The organism is Pseudomonas baltica, assembly GCF_031880315.1.
In the GTDB taxonomy this organism is placed as follows: domain Bacteria; phylum Pseudomonadota; class Gammaproteobacteria; order Pseudomonadales; family Pseudomonadaceae; genus Aquipseudomonas.
The window spans coordinates 50,675-71,476 of record NZ_CP134771.1; the positions used below are offsets into that span (position 1 = coordinate 50,675).

18 protein-coding genes, 2 tRNA genes and 3 pseudogenes are annotated in these 20,802 nt (G+C 62.7%); 12 read left to right on the forward strand and 11 right to left on the reverse strand.

Annotated elements, in window-relative coordinates; all coding sequences use genetic code 11:
* The first annotated feature begins 100 nt into the window (after nucleotides 1-100).
* The 3 genes from REH34_RS00230 to REH34_RS00240 all read left to right on the forward strand — a co-directional run bounded on the left by REH34_RS00230 (nucleotide 101) and on the right by REH34_RS00240 (nucleotide 2,561).
* Nucleotides 101-334 (forward strand): DUF6555 family protein, encoded by a 234-nt coding sequence (locus REH34_RS00230; RefSeq protein ID WP_226502761.1) that lies wholly within the window; start codon nucleotides 101-103, stop codon nucleotides 332-334.
* Between the two features lie 140 nt (nucleotides 335-474).
* On the forward strand, nucleotides 475-726 hold the full coding sequence (locus REH34_RS00235) for a hypothetical protein (protein WP_226502762.1): 252 nt from the start codon (nucleotides 475-477) through the stop codon (nucleotides 724-726).
* Nucleotides 727-839: 113 nt separating this feature from the next.
* Entirely contained in the window at nucleotides 840-2,561 is a 1,722-nt protein-coding gene (locus tag REH34_RS00240; protein WP_311970315.1) for an ATP-binding protein, read from the forward strand.
* A gap of 354 nt (nucleotides 2,562-2,915) precedes the next feature.
* Here REH34_RS00240 and REH34_RS00245 read toward each other — a convergent pair.
* The 3 genes from REH34_RS00245 to REH34_RS00255 all read right to left on the reverse strand — a co-directional run bounded on the left by REH34_RS00245 (nucleotide 2,916) and on the right by REH34_RS00255 (nucleotide 3,886).
* A tRNA-Leu gene (locus tag REH34_RS00245) sits at nucleotides 2,916-3,002 on the reverse strand.
* Between the two features lie 238 nt (nucleotides 3,003-3,240).
* Nucleotides 3,241-3,627 carry a DUF4124 domain-containing protein gene (locus REH34_RS00250; protein ID WP_311970316.1) on the reverse strand — a complete coding sequence of 129 codons (387 nt, stop codon included), beginning with the start codon at nucleotides 3,625-3,627 and terminating at the stop codon, nucleotides 3,241-3,243.
* A gap of 185 nt (nucleotides 3,628-3,812) precedes the next feature.
* Nucleotides 3,813-3,886: transfer RNA gene (locus REH34_RS00255), tRNA-Cys, on the reverse strand.
* A 674-nt stretch (nucleotides 3,887-4,560) separates the two neighbouring features.
* Between REH34_RS00255 and REH34_RS00260 the strand changes: the two are divergent.
* Together REH34_RS00260 and REH34_RS00265 are read left to right on the forward strand one after the other, a co-directional pair.
* Nucleotides 4,561-4,701: pseudogene (locus REH34_RS00260) on the forward strand (dioxygenase); the annotation flags it as partial.
* A gap of 200 nt (nucleotides 4,702-4,901) precedes the next feature.
* Nucleotides 4,902-5,090, forward strand: coding sequence for a hypothetical protein (locus tag REH34_RS00265; RefSeq protein ID WP_311972197.1), 189 nt, complete (start codon nucleotides 4,902-4,904; stop codon nucleotides 5,088-5,090).
* 109 nt (nucleotides 5,091-5,199) lie between these two features.
* On the opposite strand, the gene REH34_RS00270 is transcribed toward REH34_RS00265, so the two are convergent.
* On the reverse strand, nucleotides 5,200-6,624 hold the full coding sequence (locus REH34_RS00270; RefSeq protein WP_311972198.1) for an IS1182 family transposase: 1,425 nt from the start codon (nucleotides 6,622-6,624) through the stop codon (nucleotides 5,200-5,202).
* Between the two features lie 52 nt (nucleotides 6,625-6,676).
* Here REH34_RS00270 and REH34_RS00275 point away from each other — a divergent pair.
* A pseudogene (locus REH34_RS00275) lies at nucleotides 6,677-6,841 on the forward strand (6-chlorohydroxyquinol-1,2-dioxygenase); the annotation flags it as partial.
* A 245-nt stretch (nucleotides 6,842-7,086) separates the two neighbouring features.
* Here REH34_RS00275 and REH34_RS00280 read toward each other — a convergent pair.
* The 7 genes and pseudogenes from REH34_RS00280 to REH34_RS00310 all read right to left on the reverse strand — a co-directional run.
* A pseudogene (locus tag REH34_RS00280) lies at nucleotides 7,087-7,348 on the reverse strand (Lrp/AsnC ligand binding domain-containing protein); the annotation flags it as partial.
* Between the two features lie 98 nt (nucleotides 7,349-7,446).
* Nucleotides 7,447-8,223: an enoyl-CoA hydratase-related protein gene (locus REH34_RS00285; protein ID WP_311970317.1), complete on the reverse strand. Its 777-nt coding sequence runs from the start codon at nucleotides 8,221-8,223 to the stop codon at nucleotides 7,447-7,449.
* A 13-nt stretch (nucleotides 8,224-8,236) separates the two neighbouring features.
* Nucleotides 8,237-8,794 (reverse strand): GTP cyclohydrolase I FolE, encoded by a 558-nt coding sequence (folE, locus tag REH34_RS00290; protein ID WP_008370377.1) that lies wholly within the window; start codon nucleotides 8,792-8,794, stop codon nucleotides 8,237-8,239.
* Between the two features lie 125 nt (nucleotides 8,795-8,919).
* A complete protein-coding gene (locus tag REH34_RS00295; protein ID WP_311970318.1) occupies nucleotides 8,920-10,149 on the reverse strand; it encodes an FAD-dependent oxidoreductase in 1,230 nt (409 codons plus the stop codon).
* Nucleotides 10,143-10,463, reverse strand: coding sequence for a 2Fe-2S iron-sulfur cluster-binding protein (locus tag REH34_RS00300; protein WP_311970319.1), 321 nt, complete (start codon nucleotides 10,461-10,463; stop codon nucleotides 10,143-10,145). Before REH34_RS00300 ends, REH34_RS00295 begins: the two co-directional genes overlap by 7 nt.
* Before the next feature lie 34 nt (nucleotides 10,464-10,497).
* On the reverse strand, nucleotides 10,498-11,070 hold the full coding sequence (locus tag REH34_RS00305; RefSeq protein ID WP_311970320.1) for a helix-turn-helix domain-containing protein: 573 nt from the start codon (nucleotides 11,068-11,070) through the stop codon (nucleotides 10,498-10,500).
* A 24-nt stretch (nucleotides 11,071-11,094) separates the two neighbouring features.
* The gene (locus REH34_RS00310; RefSeq protein WP_311970321.1) at nucleotides 11,095-12,393 is read right to left on the reverse strand and encodes a cytochrome P450; all 1,299 of its coding nucleotides are present in this window, start codon (nucleotides 12,391-12,393) and stop codon (nucleotides 11,095-11,097) included.
* Between the two features lie 294 nt (nucleotides 12,394-12,687).
* On the opposite strand from REH34_RS00310, the gene REH34_RS00315 reads away from it, so the two are divergent.
* From REH34_RS00315 to REH34_RS00340, 6 genes are all read left to right on the forward strand, one after another.
* The gene (locus REH34_RS00315) at nucleotides 12,688-13,983 is read left to right on the forward strand and encodes an amidohydrolase family protein (protein ID WP_311970322.1); all 1,296 of its coding nucleotides are present in this window, start codon (nucleotides 12,688-12,690) and stop codon (nucleotides 13,981-13,983) included.
* A gap of 54 nt (nucleotides 13,984-14,037) precedes the next feature.
* Nucleotides 14,038-15,225, forward strand: coding sequence for a thiolase family protein (locus tag REH34_RS00320; RefSeq protein ID WP_311970323.1), 1,188 nt, complete (start codon nucleotides 14,038-14,040; stop codon nucleotides 15,223-15,225).
* A gap of 82 nt (nucleotides 15,226-15,307) precedes the next feature.
* Nucleotides 15,308-16,969 (forward strand): AMP-binding protein, encoded by a 1,662-nt coding sequence (locus tag REH34_RS00325; RefSeq protein WP_311970324.1) that lies wholly within the window; start codon nucleotides 15,308-15,310, stop codon nucleotides 16,967-16,969.
* A gap of 40 nt (nucleotides 16,970-17,009) precedes the next feature.
* Nucleotides 17,010-18,500 (forward strand): aldehyde dehydrogenase family protein, encoded by a 1,491-nt coding sequence (locus tag REH34_RS00330; RefSeq protein ID WP_311970325.1) that lies wholly within the window; start codon nucleotides 17,010-17,012, stop codon nucleotides 18,498-18,500.
* A 58-nt stretch (nucleotides 18,501-18,558) separates the two neighbouring features.
* Entirely contained in the window at nucleotides 18,559-19,428 is an 870-nt protein-coding gene (locus REH34_RS00335) for an alpha/beta hydrolase (protein WP_311970326.1), read from the forward strand.
* Nucleotides 19,429-19,441: 13 nt separating this feature from the next.
* Entirely contained in the window at nucleotides 19,442-20,773 is a 1,332-nt protein-coding gene (locus REH34_RS00340; protein ID WP_311970327.1) for an MFS transporter, read from the forward strand.
* Nucleotides 20,774-20,802 lie beyond the last annotated feature (29 nt).

Genomic DNA, 20,802 nt, shown 5'->3' on the forward strand with positions numbered 1-20,802 from the left:
TACAAGGTGTTTGATTACTGTTTAAGGGTTTTTTCCGGCGTTACGGAACTGGCCTATGGCCACAGGGTCATATTGCGCTCACAAGGGAGATGTGGTGCACATGAGCATCCAAAAGCACTACCTGATCAGCTATCTGTTCAAGGGCGAACACAAGCAGTTCTCGCAAAAGGATTCGCGGATGTCGGATGCCGATGCCTGGTATTACTCGGCCCTGCACAGTGGCGCCGGGCGGGTCTATGGCGTGACCATGACCAAAGGCTGCTCGCGTGAAATACAGCTGCACGCTCAGCAGTGTGGGGTGACGGGCGTAACCTGGCGACGGATGCCGGGATGATGGCAATTGCTACCTGGTTGGGAACCTTGGGAGCATTTTGCTATCACAGGGTTATGCGCGCAGGAGCTGCCAACTCACTCATCCTCACGAGTAGTGCCCTTCACATGGATCAATCAATCGGAAACACGTACGGACAGTTGATGCGCAAACTACGAGCGCCGCCCACTATCGATCAGGATCTGCGTGCCGTTGCCAGCCACCTGGAGGGTTCAATCGATACCTTGCTGGCCATCTCCCTGCGCCTGGCCAGGATCGATGATCAATCGCAGCGTATGGAACTGGCGAAACTGATCCTGGCCTTCCAGGACGATGCCGACCTGCTCCACTCTCACGCCGACCGATTGCGCGAGCGCGGCCTGGGCCGTGGGCGACGCTCGACCGACATCGCCTAGGCCTGAACATCGACCGAGCGCCAGGCTTGCACCAATAGCCCGGGCGCTGGCAACTTTTCTTCCCGGCGGTGATAATCGCCCCACGTTCGACTACCCAGCCCAGAGAATTGCGCATGTCCTATCGTGCCCCCCAGGACATCGCCCTCGACCTGGCCCTCGGCGCCTTGCTCGATACCCAAGTGCGCGAGGGGCATTACGCCAGCATCGCAGATGCGCGTCGCGCCGCTGCATCGATCCTGCAGAGGCACGAAGTCGGCGGCCGCGACGTCACCGCCGAACAAGCCAGCGATACCGCACTCTACGACTCCATGGACTTCGCCCGCCTTGCGCTCTCGGCCGTCAGCGGTGTTGGCGTGTGGACCTATGAAGTGTCCAACGATTGCTTCTATTGCGACGAAGGTGTCAGCGAGCTCTATGGCATCGATGCCGAGCAGGCCGCCGCCGGGATCAAGCGCGCGGAGTTTCTGGCCAACGTTCACCCTGATGATCTGTTCGCGTTGCGCAAGACCATGGCCGGCGGCCTGGTAACGAGTGGCGACCTGGAGCTTGAGTACCGTATCGTTCACCCCGATGGCTCGATACGCTGGGTACTGTCGCGCGGACATACGTATTTCAATACCGCAGGCGAGCCGGTGCGCCGCACTGGCGTCGGTGTCGAAATGACCGCCCAACGCCTGTTGGAACAGCAATTGCGCCAAAGCCAGAAAATGGAAGCGGTCGGGCAACTGACCGGTGGCCTGGCGCACGACTTCAACAACCTGCTGACGGGCGTCATGGGCAGCCTGGAGATGGTCCGCCTGCGTATCGCCGAGGGCCGTGTGGCCGACGTCGAGCGCTACCTGAATGCCGCCCAGGGCGCATCGAACCGGGCGGCAGCACTGACTCACCGCCTGCTGGCGTTCTCCCGCCGCCAGACGCTCGAAGCCAGCCCGACCGATATCGCCAGACTGGTACAGGGCATGCTCGAACTGATCCGCAGCACGGTCGGGCCGAGCGTGCACATCGACACCCAGAGCGAGTCCAACCTGTGGCTGACCCAGGTCGACGCCAATCAACTGGAAAACGCCCTGCTCAACCTCTGCATCAATGCGCGTGACGCCATGCCCGCAGGCGGGACGCTGACCATCAGTACCGCCAACTGCACCCTGTACGCTCGCGCCGCCGCGGAACGCGACCTGCCGCCCGGCGAGTACCTGACCCTGAGTGTCCGCGACACCGGCAGCGGCATGACCAGCGACGTGATCGCCCATGCGTTCGATCCTTTCTTCACTACCAAGCCCACAGGAGAAGGCACGGGGTTGGGGCTGTCGATGATCTACGGGTTCGTGCGTCAGTCCGGCGGCAGCGTACAGATCCTCTCTCAGCTGGAGGTGGGCACTCAAATGACCCTTTACCTGCCCAGGTCCCGTGCCGAAGCCACTCCGTGCGCCACCCCCTCAGCGCCCGCGCTGCCCTCGGCACTCGGACAAGGCGAGACGGTATTGGTGATCGACGATGAGCCGACGGTGCGCATGCTGATCACCGAAGTACTCGAAGACCTCGGCTACACTGCGCTCGAAGCCGCAGACGGAGCCACCGGCCTGGAAGTACTGCAGCGCAATCCACAGATCGACCTGCTGGTCACCGACGTTGGCCTGCCCGGTGGCATCAACGGCCGCCAGGTGGCCGACGCCGGCCGCACCCTGCGCCCGGACCTCAAAGTGCTGTTCATTACCGGCTATGCGCATAACGCCGCGACGTGGGAAGAGCAGCTCGCGCCGGGGATGCACCTGCTGACCAAGCCGTTTTCAATGGATGATCTGACGAGTCGGATCAAGGGTGTGATCGGGAGCTGAAGGTGCGGCGACATGTGAATTTCGCCAACCACAGCGCAATCTCTAAAAAACCTTAATAAACCTCTATAGATATCTGTTTTAAAAGGTTTTTGTAGAATAATCCATTCAAAATGCTCTCTGATCAGCACCGTATAAATAGCATTATAAAGATACCTCAACTATCTGTTTTTAAAGGATTTATTGACTAATCATGCGGACATTGAGCCGCAATGCTAAGCGCGGATCACTTAGCGAGTGAGGATAGGTCCAAAAGGCGCACGCAATCCGAGCACGAGAGCGCCCAGTCGGATCAACTACACAGAGGAGTGCATCAGAGATATTTGAAGACAGGCAAGCTAAGCGCTTGATTTTGGATGGTGCCCGAAGCCGGAATCGAACCGGCACGCCCTTACGAGCGGGGGATTTTAAGTCCCATGCGTCTACCAGTTTCGCCATTCGGGCGGCAGCGCGGTGTTGCGGATCAGTTTGAGGATTTGGCGAGTCACCTGCGGCTAATAACCGAGAGGTGCTGCCTGGATACCCCGAACAGGGAGACGAATATATACACCCCAGCCGCCCTAGGCAAGCAGAAATCCGCAATTGGACACCAGTTTTCTCTGCCGCCCCACCAATACAAACTGCTTGTGAATCAGTGGGCTAGCAAAGCTTGTGAATGTACTGAAGGAGCTTGCACGCGCGATCAAGGGCCGTTGCCGCTGCACGCTACCACCTGCCCGCCGCGGTTGCAGGTGTTGTAGTTGAAGCCTTGCTTGCCGTCGTACTTGAGCTTCTCGCCGTTCGGGTCCGGGACGACCGTGACCGTGTACTTGATCCGCGTGTTATAGCCCTTGCGCAGGATCTCGGTGGCGCGCTCGTTGATGACCTGGGGCTTGGCGTCTTCGGGCGATACGCTTTTAAGTTTGGTGCGCACGGTGGTGCTCTCCCATTGGGTCGCGCCGACCTCAGGCCTGCACGGCACCGCCGCAAAGCTCACCGAGCCATTCAGGTGCGTGCACTTGAACACATCGGCTTGCGCGCCGGCAGCGCCGCCCAGGAGGAGCGTCAGGAGCGTGAGAGATCGAATCATTGCAAACGTCCTTGTCGGGCAATAACGTCGGCGAGGTACGCCGTGGGAGGTTGGAGAGGCATATTAAATCGCCAACATCGCACGCGCAATGCCCTGATCCGGGCATCGCTCGCCCCGAGAATACCCGCCATTTTTCGGCGATCAAAAAAAACCCCGCAGACGTTAATCTGCGGGGCTTTCAAAGGTGGAGGCCGAGGTCGGAATCGAACCGGCATAGACGGATTTGCAATCCGCTGCATAACCATTTTGCTACTCGGCCTCAGATGTGAAGCACCCAAACCGGCTTGCTGCACACTTTAAACTGGAGCGGGAAACGAGACCAACATCCAATCGCTAACCATTTGATTAACTTAGGGTTTTTCTCATTCCTGCCTCAGGAATGGACGCAATTCTGGACTGGTTTCGAAGGGTTGTCAACACACCGCGCGAAAAACTTCCAGGCACGGCTGTAGATTACCACTCGGAGCCAGCACCAGCCCGTATAGAGGTTTTACCCATTGGTCGGGAACCCCGATTGTTTTTTTCTAGGTAGGCAACCAGCCCTCGCCCCAGCCGCGGTTTTGCCCCCTAGCTCTGCGGATGGAAGTTGCACGCCATACCCCAGAAACGCCGAATCGACGTTTCCAATTGCGCAGATGAAATCCGTGAGCACGTTGACACCTTGGCTGCCTTCGCGGGTCGAAGCGAGATACCTGGAATCTTCTGCGAGCATGCACATACTCCAATTCAAATGCACCACCACCCCCGTTTGAGAGCGCGGCGATGTTCGCCTAGCCGGCGCTCCCGCGTACAGCTTGGTCAGGGCTACTGTTCATCCCCGGTAGAACCACGGGCAGGAAGGGCAGACTCATGAAAAACCTTCATGAACACACCATCACTCAAGCCGTGCTCGCCCGCAACGCCGAAACCGGCGATGCGCGCCTGCACGAAATAATGGCCGGCCTGATACAGCACCTGGACGACTTCGCTCGGGAGACGCAGCTGACCGAAGAGGAATGGGACAGGGGCATCCAGTTTTTAACAGCGGTCGGGCAGATCTGCTCGCCGCTGCGCCAGGAGTTCATCCTGCATTCGGACACCCTGGGGCTGTCGACCCTGGTCACCGCGCAGAACAACCGCAAGCCTGAGGGCTGTACCGAAGCGACGGTCTTCGGCCCCTTCCATGTCCCGAACGCCCCGCATTTCGACCTCGGCGCAGACATCAGCGAAGGCTTGCTTGGAACGCCCTGGTTCGTGCGCACCCACGTGCGGGACATTCACGGCAAGCCGGGACCGTGGAGGTCTGGCAGGCCGATGCTGCAGGCTTCTACGATGTCCAGAAGCCCGAGCTCGGGGAAGCGACCTTTCAAGGCCGCGCCGTGCTGCAAGCCGATGCACAAGGCACATGCCACTTTCGCACCATCGTGCCTGACTGCTATCCGATCCCCCATGACGGCCCCCTCGGTAAATGCTGGAGGCGCTGAACCGCCATCCGTCAGACCGTGTGAAAAACTCAGTTCTCAGCGAATAAAGCCAATGCCCCGACTTGTCGGGGCATTGGCTTTTACGAACCGTAAAAAACAAAAGGGCCTTTCAGCCCATCAGCGCCATCAGTTTTCGACCTCCCAGCACCTGGATAGCCCTTTTCAGGTTGTAGGCGTGTGTCGCCAGTGCCATTTCTGCACGAGCTCCCTTCAACTGGCGTAGCAAAAAGCGGCTATTGCCGAAGATCCAGTGCTTCAGATTGGCGAAGGGGTGCTCAACAGTGGAGCGGCGATAGCACATCATCTCGGGATGAGCTTTCATCCGCTGCTCCATTCGCTCAAACGCCTCTTCATGGGCATGGCGCATCAGCGAGCGATGCTCGCCTTTTGTACAGCGGCTTTTCAGCAGGCAGCCCTTGCAGTCGCGGATGCTCGCTTTATAGACTCGACCACTGTTATTCAGGTATTTCGGGTTCAGTAATTTGCCAGCAGGGCACTGATATTGATCGGTGTCTTTGTTGTAACCGAAGTCTTTGCGGTCAAAATACTGCTCCCCATCACTCGCCGCGTTGGTGGATCTGTTGGGCGGGACAAATGCGGTGATCGCCGCATCCTCACACGCCTGGAACTGGGTGCCATTTGAATAACCTGCATCCGCCACAACGCAGAGTGTTGATTGCTCAAGCTCGTCTTTAACAGCTTTGGCCATCGGCTCAAGTTGGCGGTTATCGGAGCAATCCTTAGTGACTTCGTGGTGCACGATCAAACAGTGCTTTGCGTCCACAGCGCTCTGAACGTTGTATGCCACCAATGCGACGTAAGGCCCTCGCATTTTTTGCGCATCAGGTTCGCCAACGACGTGCTGAGTCAGGTCTTGAGCTTGCATCAGTACTTGGCACGTCTGGTTATTGGCCTTCTCTACCTGCAGCTTGGCCAGCGCCACTTGTACTGCCGAGCGGTCGATCGGCTCTGCGTCTTCCTCGCGATCCGCTTCATCGAGTTGCGCCAGGTAGCGCGCAATCCTCTTGTCGAGTTTCGCTTCTCGGGCTTGAAGTGTTTTCAAGGTCAGGTGTTTGCTGCCGGAGGCGGCCGCCTGAAACTTACTGCCGTCGATGGCTACCAGCTCTCCGGCAATCAGCCCGGCCTGGCGGCAGAACCGAACGAAGGCACGACACGTTGCGACGAACGCCGCACTGTTGTCGCGCCGAAAATCGGCAATGGTTTTAAAGTCAGGGGCCAGTCGTCCCAACAACCACATGACCTCCACGTGGCGTTGGCACTCCGCTTCAAGTCGCCGCGACGAACGAATGCGCTGAAAATATCCATATAAATAGAGTTTGACTAGATCGGCGGGATCATACGAAGGGCGCCCGGTAGCCTTGGGCTTGGCTTTATCGAAGCCCAGCTGTTCGAAGTCCAGAAGCGCGACATAGGCGTCGATAACGCGAACCAGGTGATCATCGGGAATAAGCTCGTCCATCGACACAGGGAACAAAGCGGTCTGGGAACGGTTTTCACCTTGGATATAGCGCATAAGAAAATGCCCGTATCTAGCGATAGGGGCATTTTCTTGAATTGATGAGCATATTTCCAGGGTTTTCACACGGTCTGATCCATGGCGACCGGCGCACCTGCATTTCATGATCACCGCACCGAATCATGAGCGCCTGGTGACCCATGTGTTTCGTGAAGGCGGTGACTATCTGGATTCGGAGGCGGTCTTCGGCGTGCGCTCTTCGTTGATTGCCAACTGGCAGGATCATCCGCCGGGTGAAGACCCGTATGGCCTCGATCGAGGGTACTGCACGCTGGATTTCGAGTGTGTGTGCTTAGTCCTTCAGGGTTCGGCGCCGACGTGCGGGCTTGACTGCCACAGCCCTAGGCAATACGCCCTCAGAAACGCCCCAGTCGGCTTATCGGGGCCTGCACGCAGCCGTGGGCTCGCGTACGTCCTAAAAGGTGGGAGCAATGACATTGTAATCATAATACAAAGACCTCATCCTACCTCACATCGGCGCCAGGCAACTTCCGGGCTGCCACATCCACTGCGATGCGTTGATTTCAAATGCTCCAACGGCAACACCCCTGCAGGCTTGATGGTCTTGATCGCGAAGTTGCTGCGGATGTCCCGCCCCCCCCGGTAGCCGGAGCAGCGACTCGGTCAAGAAGCGCTCGTAATCACGCAGGTCGGGCACCACCACGTGCAACAGGAAATCCGATTCCCCGGAGACCAGAAACGCCGAAATCACCTCACGGAGCGCATTCAGCAGCGCCTTCAAACGCGTCACGGGTAGGTATCCGCTGCATTTTCGACGCACCCTGCGCTGACAACACAGCCAGTGCAGATACGAGGCGACTACCGGCCCTTCCACACCGGCGCGCGCTTCTCGACGAAGGCCTGCGGTCCCTCGTGGGCATCCTCCGAGTCCAGCATCTGGCGCATCGCCGGGTACTGCCATTGCTCCTCCATTGCCGCCGCCATGGGGCGGTCCAGGCCGCGCAGCAAGGCCTCCTTGGTCGCCCTGATGGCCAATGGGCTGCAGGCGAGAATCTGCGCGGCCCACTCGCGGGCGCAGTGCATCACATCACCACCGGTCACTTCATTGACGAAGCCCGCCGCCAGCCCTTCGGCCGCGCTCAGGCGGCGCCCGGTCAGCAGCATGCCCATGCTGCGCTTGAGACCGATGGCCCGGGGCAGGCGCTGCAAGCCACCGGCCAATGCGGCCAGGCCCACCTTCGGCTCGGGCAAGGCAAACGTGGCATGCTCGCTGGCCACCAGGATATCGCAGGCCAGGGCGAGCTCGAAGCCGCCGCCCATGGCCATGCCGTTGACTGCGCCGATGACGGGCTTGGTCAGGTCGAACCGCGCGGTGAGGCCGGCGAAGCCCCTGGCAAGCGTCACGGGCGTCTGGGCACGGGCCTGTTGCTTGAGATCGTGGCCCACGCAGAACGCCTTGCTGCCCGCCCCGGTGACAATCGCAACCCACTGCGAGGGGTCGGCGTCAAAATCATCGAACGCCTGCTCCAGCGCCTGCTGCGCCAGGGCGTTCAAGGCGTTGTGCACCTGCGGGCGGTTCAGGGTAATGAGGGTCAGCGGGCCTTCACGCTGGATGATCACCGGCGGGTTGTCCATGGGCGGCTTCACCCTAGCGCTTGCCAATCAATTGCAGAAACTCCTGACGGGTGTTCACCGAATCGCGGAACGCCCCCAGCATCACCGAGGTGGTCATCACCGAGTTCTGCTTTTCAACCCCGCGCATCATCATGCACATGTGCTGAGCCTCGATCACCACCGCGACCCCGGCGGCGGCGGTCACTTCCTGCAGGGCCGAGGCGATCTGCCGGGTCAGGTTTTCCTGGATCTGCAGGCGCCGCGCGAACATGTCGACGATCCGCGCGACCTTGGACAGCCCCAGCACCTTGCCACTGGGAATGTAGCCGACGTGGGCCTTGCCGATGAAGGGCAACAGATGGTGCTCGCACAGGGAATAGAGCTCGATGTCCTTGACGATGACGATCTCGTCAGTGTCGGACGCGAACAGCGCACCGTTGAGAACCTCGTGCAGGTCTTTGTGGTAGCCGTTGCACAGGAAGCGCATGGCCTTGGCAGCCCGGGCCGGGGTGTCGAGCAAGCCTTCGCGGTGAGGGTTTTCGCCCAGGCCCTCCAGGATTTCCCGGTAATGTACTGCTAGCTTCTCGCTCATGAGTACCTCGTGTTTTGAAGTACCAACGCAGGATGTGGCCCCTGCACAACGGGCCGGTCGAGCGAGGATATTAGCTGACTATATGTCAATTATCTAGCTTGAAAACACCGGCCATTGCGCCACCGTCAGGCCGCTACCGCTTTGAGAGGTACCGCCTCATCCGCCAGTTGTTCAGCACTCACGCCATTGCCACCGTTGCCGATCAGCCGCCTGGCGTGCTGAAACTCCGCCGGCCGGTTGACCGCATCCACGGCAATGACCTGCCCTGCGCGCAGGTAGAACATCAAAAAACTATCGGTCGCCAGCGTACCGCGCAGCACCACCTGGTCATGGCCTTCGCACAAGCCCGCCATCTGCAGCTTGAGATGGTATTGATCGGACCAGACCCACGGCACGATGCGATGGGCGACTGGCTTGCCGCACAACCAGCTGGCCACCGCGCGTGCCTGTTCGACCGCGTTCTGCACCGACTCCAGGCGCAGGCGCCTGCCAGCAAACGCGTTGAAATGGTTGGCGCAATCACCGATGGCGAAAATCGACGGCACGCTGGTGCGGCCGAACTCGTCGATCAGAATACCGTTGCCCACCTCGATACCGGCATCGCGCGCCAACGCCACATCGGGCTCCAGACCAATGCCCACCAGCACCACGTCCGCCAGCCAGCTGGCACCCTGCCCTGCACATATCCGCAAGGCGGCGTCCGGCTCTTCGACGATGGCGCTCAGGCTGATGCCGGTGGTGATGGCCACGCCGGCGCGCGCATGCACCTGCTGGTAGTAGGCCGAGAGCTGCGGCGTGACGACACGCGCCAGCACCCGGTCAGCGCTCTCCAGCACTTGCACGTCGAGCCCTGCCTGCGCGGCGATGGCGGCCACTTCGAGGCCTACATAGCCGGCGCCGATGATCACCAGGCGCTGGCCGCGCTTGAAGTGTTCGCGTAGCCGTTGCACGTCGGCCATGCTCCGCAGCGTCATCACCCGTGGGTGCTCGGCGCCCGGCAGCTCTAGCCGGCGAGCACGACCGCCGGTGGCCAGCACCAGCGCGCCATACGTCAGCGTATCGCCCGTGTCGAGCCGGACCCTGGCGTGCTCGCGCTCGATACGCTGCACCCGGCTGCCCAGGCGCAGCTCGATCCCGGCCTTGGCATACGCCGCCTGGCTGCGAATCAGCACCGCGTCGTCTTGCAGCGTGCCGGCCAGCAAGCCTTTGGACAGCGGCGGGCGGTGGTACGGCAGGCACGGCTCATCGCCGATCAACGTGATGGTCTCGCCATACCCTTGCTGGCGCAGGCTCACCGCCAGCTCCGCCGCCGCCTGGCCGGCACCGACGATCACCACACCACCCGGCGCTAGCATTGGCTGGCCGGCAGTTGGAACTGCAAGCCCTCCATGGCCTCGGTGACAATCACCTGGCACGTCAGGCGGCTGGTGGCACGCTGCTCCAGCACGCCGTCAAGCATCAGCGCCTCATCCTCGCTCGGAGGTGGCAGCAGGTCCCGCCAGGCCGGCACCACGTAGGCGTGGCAAGTGGCGCAGCTGCAGGCGCCGCCACAGTCGGCGAGCAGCCCCGGCACCATATTCTCCATCACCGCGTGCATCACCGACTCGCCGGCTTTGGCTTGCAGCTCATGACGGGTGCCGTTGTGTTCGATCATTATTATTGTTGGCATGGTGCGTTCATCCACAAGGTATGGTCGGGCGGTTTCAGCGGTACTGGTCGAGGATCAGCACGGGCAGCACAAAGTCGGCGATGTGCCGTCGCAGGCGTACCTCATCCCAGGGCCGAGCCGCCACCAGCGCCAGCAGCTCGCGCATGAACCACTCCAGCAACGTGTCGAGCTCAAGCCCGGGACGGGCCTGGGGTGACTGCACGATCAGCGCCAATACCGCGCGTGAACGCTGGCGGTAGCCGGTCTGGAACAGGGTATTGCCCAACGAGCCGGCGCCCTGCATCGCGTCATGCAGCCAGCGGCGTTCGGCCATGGCCAGGATGCCCAGCGCCAGGGCGTCTTCGATACGGGTGGCGAGGCTGCCCGCGCCCTTGAGGATCTGCTCGGCCTGCTCGGCGAAGGGCTCGGCGTCGGCGGCGACCATGGCGTCGAAGATGGCCTCCTTGTTGGCGAACTTGCGGTAGAGCGTGGCCCGCGACAAGCCTGCCTCGGTGGCGATGTCATCCACGGTGGTGGCTTCCAGGCCCAGGCGCTCGACGCAGGAGCCCGCGCTGTCGACCACCCGTTGCTGTACCCCGGCACCGCGTTTGCTTGTTGTCTCGTTCATCTGAATCTCCACTGTGTGAATGCCTCAGGGCACGGCCCGGTGCATCGGGCAGCCGGGCGGCGGTGCGGCGGTTTCGGTGGCGTACAGCCGTGCGCGCGGGCTATTACCCGGTGCCGGAGCGGCGCTGAAATGCACGGGCATGTGCTTGATGCCGTTGGCGAAGTTGGAGCGCAAGCGCACCACGGGCCCGGCCAGGCGGATGTCGGGCAGACGCGTGACGATGGCCTCGAACATCGCCAGCAGTTCACTGCGTGCCAGCATCGAACCCAGGCATTGATGAATGCCGCCCTTGGCCCCGAAGGCGAGGTGATCCCGGGCGTTGCGGCGTTCGATATCGAAGCGATCGGGCGCCTCAAACACCGCCTCGTCGCGGCTGCCGGAACAGTACCAGAGCACGACTTGATCGCCCGCCTTGATCAACTGCCCGTGCAGTTCGACATCGCTCAGTGCCTTGCGGCCGAAGCACAGCACGGGGGTGGCCCAGCGCAGCATCTCCTCGATGGCATTGGGCAGCAGCGACGGGTCGGCGCGCAGCTTGCGCATCTGCTCGGGGTGCTGGATCAGGGCCAGGGTGCCCTGCAGGATCAGCGTACGGGTGGTCTCGTTACCGGCGGTTGCCAGCAGCAGAAAGAAGCAACCCAGGTCGACGTCGCTGAGCATTTCGCCGTCTTCGCGGGCGGCGGCGATGGTGCTGAAGATATCGTCTTGAGGATTGGCTCGGCGCTGGCGACCCAGCTCGCTGGCATAGGCGAACATCTGTTCGGCGGCGGTGCGCGGGTCCAGCAGCGCGGCTACTTGCGGGTCGCTGCTGCCCAGGGTGGCGTTGGCCCAGGTGAACAACTGGGCGCGCACCTCTTCGGGCACGTCGAGGATGTGCGCGACCACTTCGATCGGCACGTAGGCGGCGACATCGACCCAGTCGCATGCACCCTTCTCTATCACCTCGTCGATGATCGCAGCGGTCAGCACCTTGATCCGCTCGTTCAATTGCGCCACGGCCTTGGGCGTGAAAGCGCTCATGATGATGCGGCGCAAAAAGGCGTGCCGAGGCGGATCGGTCAGCACCAGGTTGTGATCGATGTCGCGCTGCAGGGTGAATTCCGGAATCGGCAGCGGCAACAGATTGGTGCGTGAGCTGAACACCTCGGGGTTTTTCTCGATGGCGACGATATCGGCATGCCGAGTGACGGCCCAGAAGCCGTCGTTGCCTGACCGAGGCACCCAGGTAACCGGCGCGTGAGCGCGCAGAAAAGCAAAATAGTCGTAGGGCACGCCGCCGACGAAGACGTCAGGGTCGGCCAGGTTTACAGCTCCGATCTTCATTGTTGTTGTCCTGCATCAGAGTGATGGGGCACACAATGAGGAGCCTGCCGCTGCAAACGCGCAATGAGACAGAAACCGCATTGTGTCTCATAGAGTCTAACCAGAGTTTTATGAGACGCAAATAGAAATTTGTATCTCTTTAGTTTTGCCGGGGTTGATCGGTCAGGCCGCTTGACAGCGCCGGACCACGAGGGGTAAGTTTATAACTGACTATATGACAGTTTTTTCGCATTTCGCTCGCTGTCGCCGTCAGCGCGACTGCTTCGCCCAACAAAAACAATGAGGGTAGTCCGAATGGAAATGAATGATCTGATCCTGGTCAGTGTCGACGATCACGTGATCGAACCGCCGACCCTGTTCGACCGTCACCTGCCGGCCAAATACCGTGACCAGGCCCCCAGGATGCACACCACCAAGAACGGCACCGAAGGCCAGGACTCTTGGATCTACGACGGCAAGGTCCTGCCCAACATCGCCTTGAACGCCGTGGTGGGTCGCCCGCCGGAGGAATACGGTGTCGAGCCCGCAGCCTACAGCCAGATCCGCAAGGGCGCCTGGGACATCGCCTCGCGCATCGACGACATGAACGTCAACGGCGTGCTGGGCTCCATCTGCTTCCCGACCTTCCCGCAGTTCGCCGGCGTGCTGTTCATCGGCTCCAAAGACCCGGCCGCCGCCAAGGCGATCGTCAGCGCCTACAATGACTGGCACATCCATGAATGGGCCGGTTACGCGCCCGGGCGCATGATCCCCTTGGCGATCATGCCGCTTTGGGACATCGACGCCTGCGTTGCCGAAGCCAAGCGAGTCGCCGCCCTGGGCGTGCGCACCATCACCTTCCCTGACGTGCCGGCCGCCAAAGGCCTGCCGAGCATTCATAGCGGCTACTGGGACCCACTGTGGGCGGTGTGCGAGGAACATCGCATCGTCGTCAGCATCCATATCGGCTCCGGGATGAGCGCCCCCCATGTGTCGTCCGAGTCGCCGATCGACTCGTGGATCGTGACCATGCCGATGTCGATCGCCAACGCCACGTCCGACTGGCTGTTTTCGCCCATCTTCAAGAAATTCCCCCTTCTGAAGGTGGCCCTGTCCGAGGGCGGCATCGGCTGGATTCCGTACTTCCTCGAGCGCGCGGACTTCACCTACAAGCACCACAGCGCCTGGACCAACTCCAACTTCGGCGAGCTGCTGCCCTCGGAGCTGTTCTTCAAGAACTTCATTACCTGTTTCATCGATGACGCCTTTGGCCTGGCCAACACGCGCTTTCTCAACGACAACATGATCACCTGGGAATGCGACTACCCGCACTCCGACACCGTGTGGCCGAACTGCCCTGAGGCCCTGTGGAAGACCATCCAGCACCTGCCGGAAAACGACATCCACAAGATCACCCACCTCAATGCCATGCGTGAGTTCTCCTACGATCCGTTCGCCATTCTGGGCCGCGAGAACTGCACCGTCGGTGCGCTGCGCGCTCAGGCGCTGCATGTCGATACCGCGCCGCGTGCGGGCCTGGGTGGCGCCAACCCGGCGCGCGCCGATGGCAAGCCGGTCACCTCCGGCGACGTCATGAAGATGTTTGCCTGATCAGTGGTCTCGGGCCTGCCTTCACGGGCAGGCCCGGTCAGCGAAGGAAGCGTCATGAGCACTGAAATATTCGAACGTCGAGCGATCATCGCCGGGGTCGGCCAGTCCGCGACCGGGCGCCGCCTGGGGCGCACGGGCCTGGACCTGACGCTGGAGGCCATCACCCGGGCGCTGGCCGATGCCGGCCTTGAGCGCAGCGACATCGACGGCATCGCCGGCTGGCCGGGTTACAAGCCCGAGCCTGCCGGCTATTCCCCGGTCTCGATCACCGACATCAAGGAAGCCCTGCGCCTGGAGCTCAATTGGTACACCGCCGGCGCCGAGGCGTCGCAGATGAGCGCACTGATCAATGCCTGCATGGCCGTGGCCACCGGGCAGGCGCGCCATGTGCTGTGCTTTCGCACCGTGACCGAGTCGTCGGCCGCAAGCCAGGGCACGCGCTCAAGCCTGGTAGGTGCGGGCGCCGATCGGGTAGCGGGATTCGGTATCTGGCAGTCACCTTTCGGCGCGTTTTCAGCGACCAACTGGGTGGGCCTGGCGGCGTCGCGCTACTTTCATGAATTCGGCGCGACCCGCGAGCAACTGGCGCAGATCGCCCTGACCGCTCGGCATAACGCCACGCTCAACCCCACGGCCATTTACCGCGAGCCGTTGAGCCTGCAGCAGTACCTGGAGGCGCGAATGATCTCGACGCCCCTGTGCCTGTACGACTGCGACGTGCCGGTGGATGGCGCGGTGGCGATCATCGTCTCGCACCGTGACTGCGCCCGCGATCTCAACGCTGCCGCCATCGGCATCGAAGCCATCTGCGGCCCGCTGTATGGCCGCGACACCTGGGATCAGCAAACCGACCTCACCCGCTTCGCTGCCGAAGACGCCGGCAAGCGCCTGTGGAGTCGCACCTACCTCAAGCCGGCCGACGTCGACATGGCGCAGCTGTACGACGGCTTCAGTTTCCTCAGCCTGTTGTGGCTCGAAGGCCTGGGCTTCTGCAAGCGCGGTGAAGGCGCGGCATTCATCGAGGGCGGCCAGCGGATTGCCCTGGACGGCGAGTTGCCGCTGGCCACCGGCGGCGGCCAGTTGTCGGCCGGGCGCCTGCATGGCCTTGGCCATGTGCACGAAGCAGTGATCCAGTTGCGCGGCCTGGGCGGCGACCGGCAGGTACCCGGGACGCCGAGAGTGTCTGCGGTGACCATGGGCGGCGGGCCGATCGCCTCCGCGGCGCTGTTGACGCGATTGTAACGGCGCAGACAAATAACTGACATATAGCCAGTAAATTCATCAAGACTGACTCCAGATAAGTCCAATAACACCGGGGATTTTCATGAACGCCATTACTCATTCAGAGCCAGAGCACTTGCAGGCGGCCGGCTGGAGCGCCGGCGACCAGGACACCATCAACGCCGTGTTGCGCCGTGCGGTCAGTGCCTACGGCGACCGCATCTTCCTGGACTTTCTCGGCGAACAGTACAGCTTCCGGGACATCGACCGGCATGCCTGCCAGGTCGCCAACGGCTTGCGGGCCCTGGGCGTCAGCAAGGGCCAGACGGTGGTGACCATCCTCGACAACTGCGCCGAAGCGATCATCGTATTGTTTGCGATCACCAAGCTGGGCGCGGTGAGCGTGCCGGTCAACACCGCCTACAAAGGCGAATTTCTGCGCCACCAGGTGGCTGATTCCGGCGCTGCGGTGGTCATCGCCCAGAGCGACTACGCCGAGCGGGTCGCCGCCATCGCCAGCGGTATTCCCGCAGTCAGCACCGTGGTCTACCGCGGCGCAACGCCGGACCTGGCCGCCGCTGCCGAGCGCCAATGGCAGGTCATCGAGTGGCCCGCGCTGTACAGCGACGATACCTCGGACCCGGCGGTCGACATCGCCCCCAGCGACCTGGCCATGCTCATCTACACCGGCGGCACCACCGGCCCGTCCAAGGGCTGCATGGTCAACCACAACTACACCTGCAACCTGGGCCGGCAGATGCTCGAAGTCTCCGGGCGCGATCACACCAGCGTGACCTGGACGCCGCTGCCGATGTTCCACTTCAACGCGGTGGGCGCGACCTTGATGTCCAACCTCATGGTGGGCGCAAAAGTGGCGCTGTACACGCGTTTTTCGGTGTCCAACTTCTGGCCGGAAATCGAACGCACCGGCGCCAACGAAGTCATGCTGCTGGCCTCGATGTTCCCGTTGCTGGTGCAAGCGGCCGACAACGACGCGATGCAGCGTTGCCACGGGCAGATCGTCAATGTCATCGGCGCGCCGTTCCCGCCAGACATCCAGGCACAGTGGAAGGCGCGCTTCGGCGTCAAGCGCACCATCATCAGCGGCTTTGGTTTGACCGAGTGCGCGATGGTCACCGTGCAGCCACTGGATGTGCCCGCAGCTCCCGGCAGCTCCGGCATGCGCCACGCGGATTTCGACGTGCGTATCGTCGACGAGCATGACGTCGAAGTGCCCGTGGGCAGCCCAGGCGAAATCATCGTGCGGCCGAGCAAGCCCAACGTCATGTTCGACGGCTACTGGCAGCGCCCCGCTGACACCCTCAAGCTGTTGCGCAACCAGTGGTTTCACACCGGCGACATCGGCCGCTTCGACGAGCAGGGGTACTTCTATTTCGTCGATCGCAAAAAGGATTACCTGCGCCGCCGCGGCGAGAACATCTCCAGCTTCGAGGTCGAAGCCGCCTTTCGTCAACGCCCGGAAATCGAAGACATCGCCGCCCACGCGGTGCGCTCCGACCTGGGCGAGGACGAGCTCAAGGTGACCATCGTGTTGCGCGCCGGCCACTCGTTGGAGGCAGAGCCGTTGTTTCTCTGGTCGGTGGATCATCTGCCCTACTTCGCGGTGCCGCGCTACATCGAGTTTCGCCGCGAAGTGCCGCGCAGCCCCGTGGGGCGGATTCTCAAGTACCAGTTGCGCGACGAAGGCGTGACGGCGGCCACATGGGACCAGGAACAGGCCGGGATCAAGATCAGCAAACGCTGAAGTCCCCTACTCCCCTGCCGACTACCCCGAGGAATACATCATGCCCAGTCATGCTGCACAGATGCCCCTGCCCGCCGTTCGCCTCCCCGCCGTACATCTGCGGGTCGGCGCCGAGGCACTGACCACCGGCAGCGGTGGCAGTTTCGATCACATCAATCCGGCCACCGGGCGCGTACAGGCGCAGATTCCGCTGGCCGGCCCCGACGAGGTCAACGCCGCCATTGATGCCGCCGCGCTGGCGTTCACTCAATGGCGCGCCTGCAAACCAGCGGCTCGGCGCGACGCGTTGCTGCGCCTGGCCGATCTGGTGCAGGCTCACGGCGACGAATTTGCGCGCATCGCGGTGCTCGAAAACGGCTCGCCGGTGCGCATCGGCAGCACCCTGGTGGCCCATGCGCGCGAGTGGCTCAAGTATTACGCCGGCTGGGCGGACAAGCTCGAAGGCTCGGTCACCGGCTCGTTCATTCAGGGCGGCGACTTCACCTATACCCAGCCCGAACCCTATGGGGTCATCGGGGTGATCATCACCTGGAACGTGCCGCTGATTTCCCTCGCCATGAAGATCGCTCCGGCGCTGGCGGCGGGCAATACCGTGGTGGTCAAGCCCTCGGAGCTCACGCCCTTCACCTCGGAGTTGTTTGCCCAGCTGGCCATCGAGGCAGGCATACCACCGGGTGTCATCAATATGGTCCCGGGCACCGCCCAGGCGGGCAACGCGCTGGTGGTGCACCGCAAGGTCCAGAAGATGTCATTCACCGGCGGCCCGGCCACGGCGCGCAAGATCATGGCCGCGTGCGCCGAGCACCTCAAGCCCTCGGTGATGGAGCTGGGCGGCAAGTCGGCGAACATCATCTTCAAGGGCGCCAACCTCGATCTGGCGGTCGCCAACGCCGTGTACATGGGCCTCGGCGCGCTGGCGGGGCAAGCCTGCATCCTCGGCTCGCGCCTGCTGGTGCAGGACGACATTTACGACGAGGTCCTGCAGCGCTTGCTGGTGGCGACCCAGGCCATGCCCCGCGGCATGCCCGACGACCCGCAGGTGCTGTTCGGCCCTGTGATCAACGCCGCCGCCTGCGAACGCATCCTCGGCATCATCGACAGCGCCCAGAGCAAAGGTGCCGGGCGGCTGGTGGCGGGCGGCAAGCGCATGGGCGGTACGCTGGCCGAGGGTTACTTCATCGAGCCGACCATTTTCGCCGACGTCGACCCGCTGTCCGATCTGGCGCAGCAAGAGGTGTTCGGCCCGGTGCTGTCGGTGATTCGCTTCAGTGACGAAGCCCAGGCCGTGGACATCGCCAACAACACCGTCTATGGCCTGGCCGCTTACCTGTACAGCCAGGACGTGACCCAGGTGCACCGGGTCGCCGATCAGCTGCGTGCAGGCTCCGTGTACGTCAATGGCGCGGCGCGTCTGCCACCCCATGCGCCCTTTGGCGGGCTGGGCGAAAGCGGTTTCGGCCGCGAAGGTGGCAAGCCCGGCCTGGATGAATTCATCCGGCCCAAGACCGTTTGCGTGGCGCCCCTGGGCTGAAGCGCGAACAGCTCCCACCTGCCCGGCCACGGGCAGGTCATCCCTCAGAGTTTTGCTCATGACTCCACGGCATTTGCAGCACAGCGCCCGCCCCGTCGTCACCTTTACCGGCGCAGAAGATAACGTGCTGGTCGCCGACCTCGACGGACCTCTTGACGGTCAACCCGTGGTGCTGCTGCACGGCGGCGGCCAGACGCGCCATTCCTGGGCCCGCGCCTTTGATGAATTGGTCGCACGCGGTTATCGAGTGCTGTCGCTCGATTGCCGTGGCCACGGTGATTCGCAGTGGTCGCCCTGCGGCGATTACTCCCTCGACGCTCTGGTGGCGGACCTGCGCCGGGTGCTGGCGAGTCTGTCGCGCCCGGCGGTGCTGGTGGGCGCCTCATTGGGTGGCGTCACCGCGTTGATCGCCCAGGGCGAAGATCCGCAGCTGGCCCGCGCGCTGATTCTGGTCGACGTCGCACCGCAGCTGGAATTCGACGGCGTCGATCACATCGTCAACTTCATGACCGCCCACACCGCGGGCTTCGCCTCCTTGGAAGACGTCGCCGCAGCGGTTGCTGCCTATAACCCCACGCGTCCGCGCCCGACCGATCACCAGGGCCTGCGCAAGAATGTACGGCTGGCCGAGGATGGGCGGTTCTACTGGCACTGGGACCCACGCCTGATGGAGGGCGACCATCGCGGCCGCACCCGCGACATCTCCCGGCGCATGCTCGCTGCCGCCGCCCACGTGAAGGTGCCGACCCTGCTGGTGCGCGGCAAGCAAAGCGATGTGGTCAGCCTGGAGGGCGCCGAACACCTGCGCCGGCACCTGCCGCACCTGCAACTGGTGGACATCGAAGGCGCCGGGCACATGGTGGCCGGCGACAAGAACGACGCCTTCAACGGCGCAATCATCACCTTCCTGCAACAACAATCACAATAAGAGGATGCCCCTGATGAACGGCGAACAGAGCGTACCCCTGAAGCTTGAACGCACGACCCTTGAAAGCGCGGCCGCAACACCTCGGGACCAGGTGATGCGCGCCAGTTGGTACGCGCTGTTCATCATGACCTTGATTCATTCGACCCATTACCTGGACCGTATCGTGGTGTCGATCGTGATCGAGCCCATTCGTCATGAATTCGGCCTCAGCGACAGCCAGCTGGGCCTGCTCACCGGGCTGGTCTATGGCCTGACCTTCGCGGTGGCCGGCTTGCCCCTCGGCTATCTAGTGGACCGCGTCAACCGCCGCAACCTGCTGGCCATCGTGGTGCTGTGCTGGAGCTGCTTCACCGCCTTCGCGCCCTTCGCGCAGTCGTTCAGCCAATTGCTGCTGGCGCGCATGGCGGTGGGTGCGGCCGAGGCCGGCGGTTCACCGACCAGCATGTCGATGATTTCCGACCTCTTCCCGCCACGCAAACGCTCCACTGCCATGGGTGTGCTGTTTCTCAGCACCTCGGTGGGCGCGGCCGGCAGCGCCATCATCGGCAGCTACGTGGCCGTGCACTACGGCTGGCGTGCGGCGTTCTTGATCGCCGGATTACCGGGGGCGATCTTCGCCTCGATCCTGCTGCTGACCGTCAAGGAGCCCCGGCGCGGCGCCATGGACCCAGCCCGAGTCGAGCCAAAGGCCATGCCCAGCCTGAAGGAAACGGCGCGGTTTCTGGTCGGGCAGAAATCCCTGCGCCACCTGTTCATCGCCATGCCGCTGGCGATCATGGCGATCTCCGCCAACAGCGCCTGGCTGGTGGCGTTCCTGATGCGCGTGCACCACCTGGACCTCGCCCACGCCAGCATCGTCGCCGGCGTTACCTTTGGCGGCTTCTCGGCGGCGGGCTCGATTCTCGGCGGGCTACTCAGCGACCGCGTGGGCAAAGTCATCGCCGGGCGGCGCATCGGCCTGGCGGCGGCGACCTCGTTGTTGGCGGTGCCGGTGGCCGTCGCTGCGACGCTGGTAGAAAACACCCCGCTGGCCATCGCCAGTTGGTTCATCCTCGCGATGCTGGCGTTTTCGACCATACCGCCGACCTTCGGCAGCATGGTCAGCCTGGCCAAACCGCGCATGCGCGGGATCACCCTGGCGGGCATGCAGGTGGTCACCAACCTGATCGGTTATGGCCTGGCGCCGTTCGTGGTGGGGATGCTCAGCGATGTGGTCGGTGGCGAGAATTCACTGCGCATGGCGCTGCTGATCGTCATGTGCGGCTCGTTGCTGTGGGCGGCGCTGCACTTCTACTGCGCCTCGCGCCATTTCGAAAAAGACATGGCCCGCGCCGCTCAGCTCTGAGCGCAAGGCCGCCCCTGCCGCACTGGCAG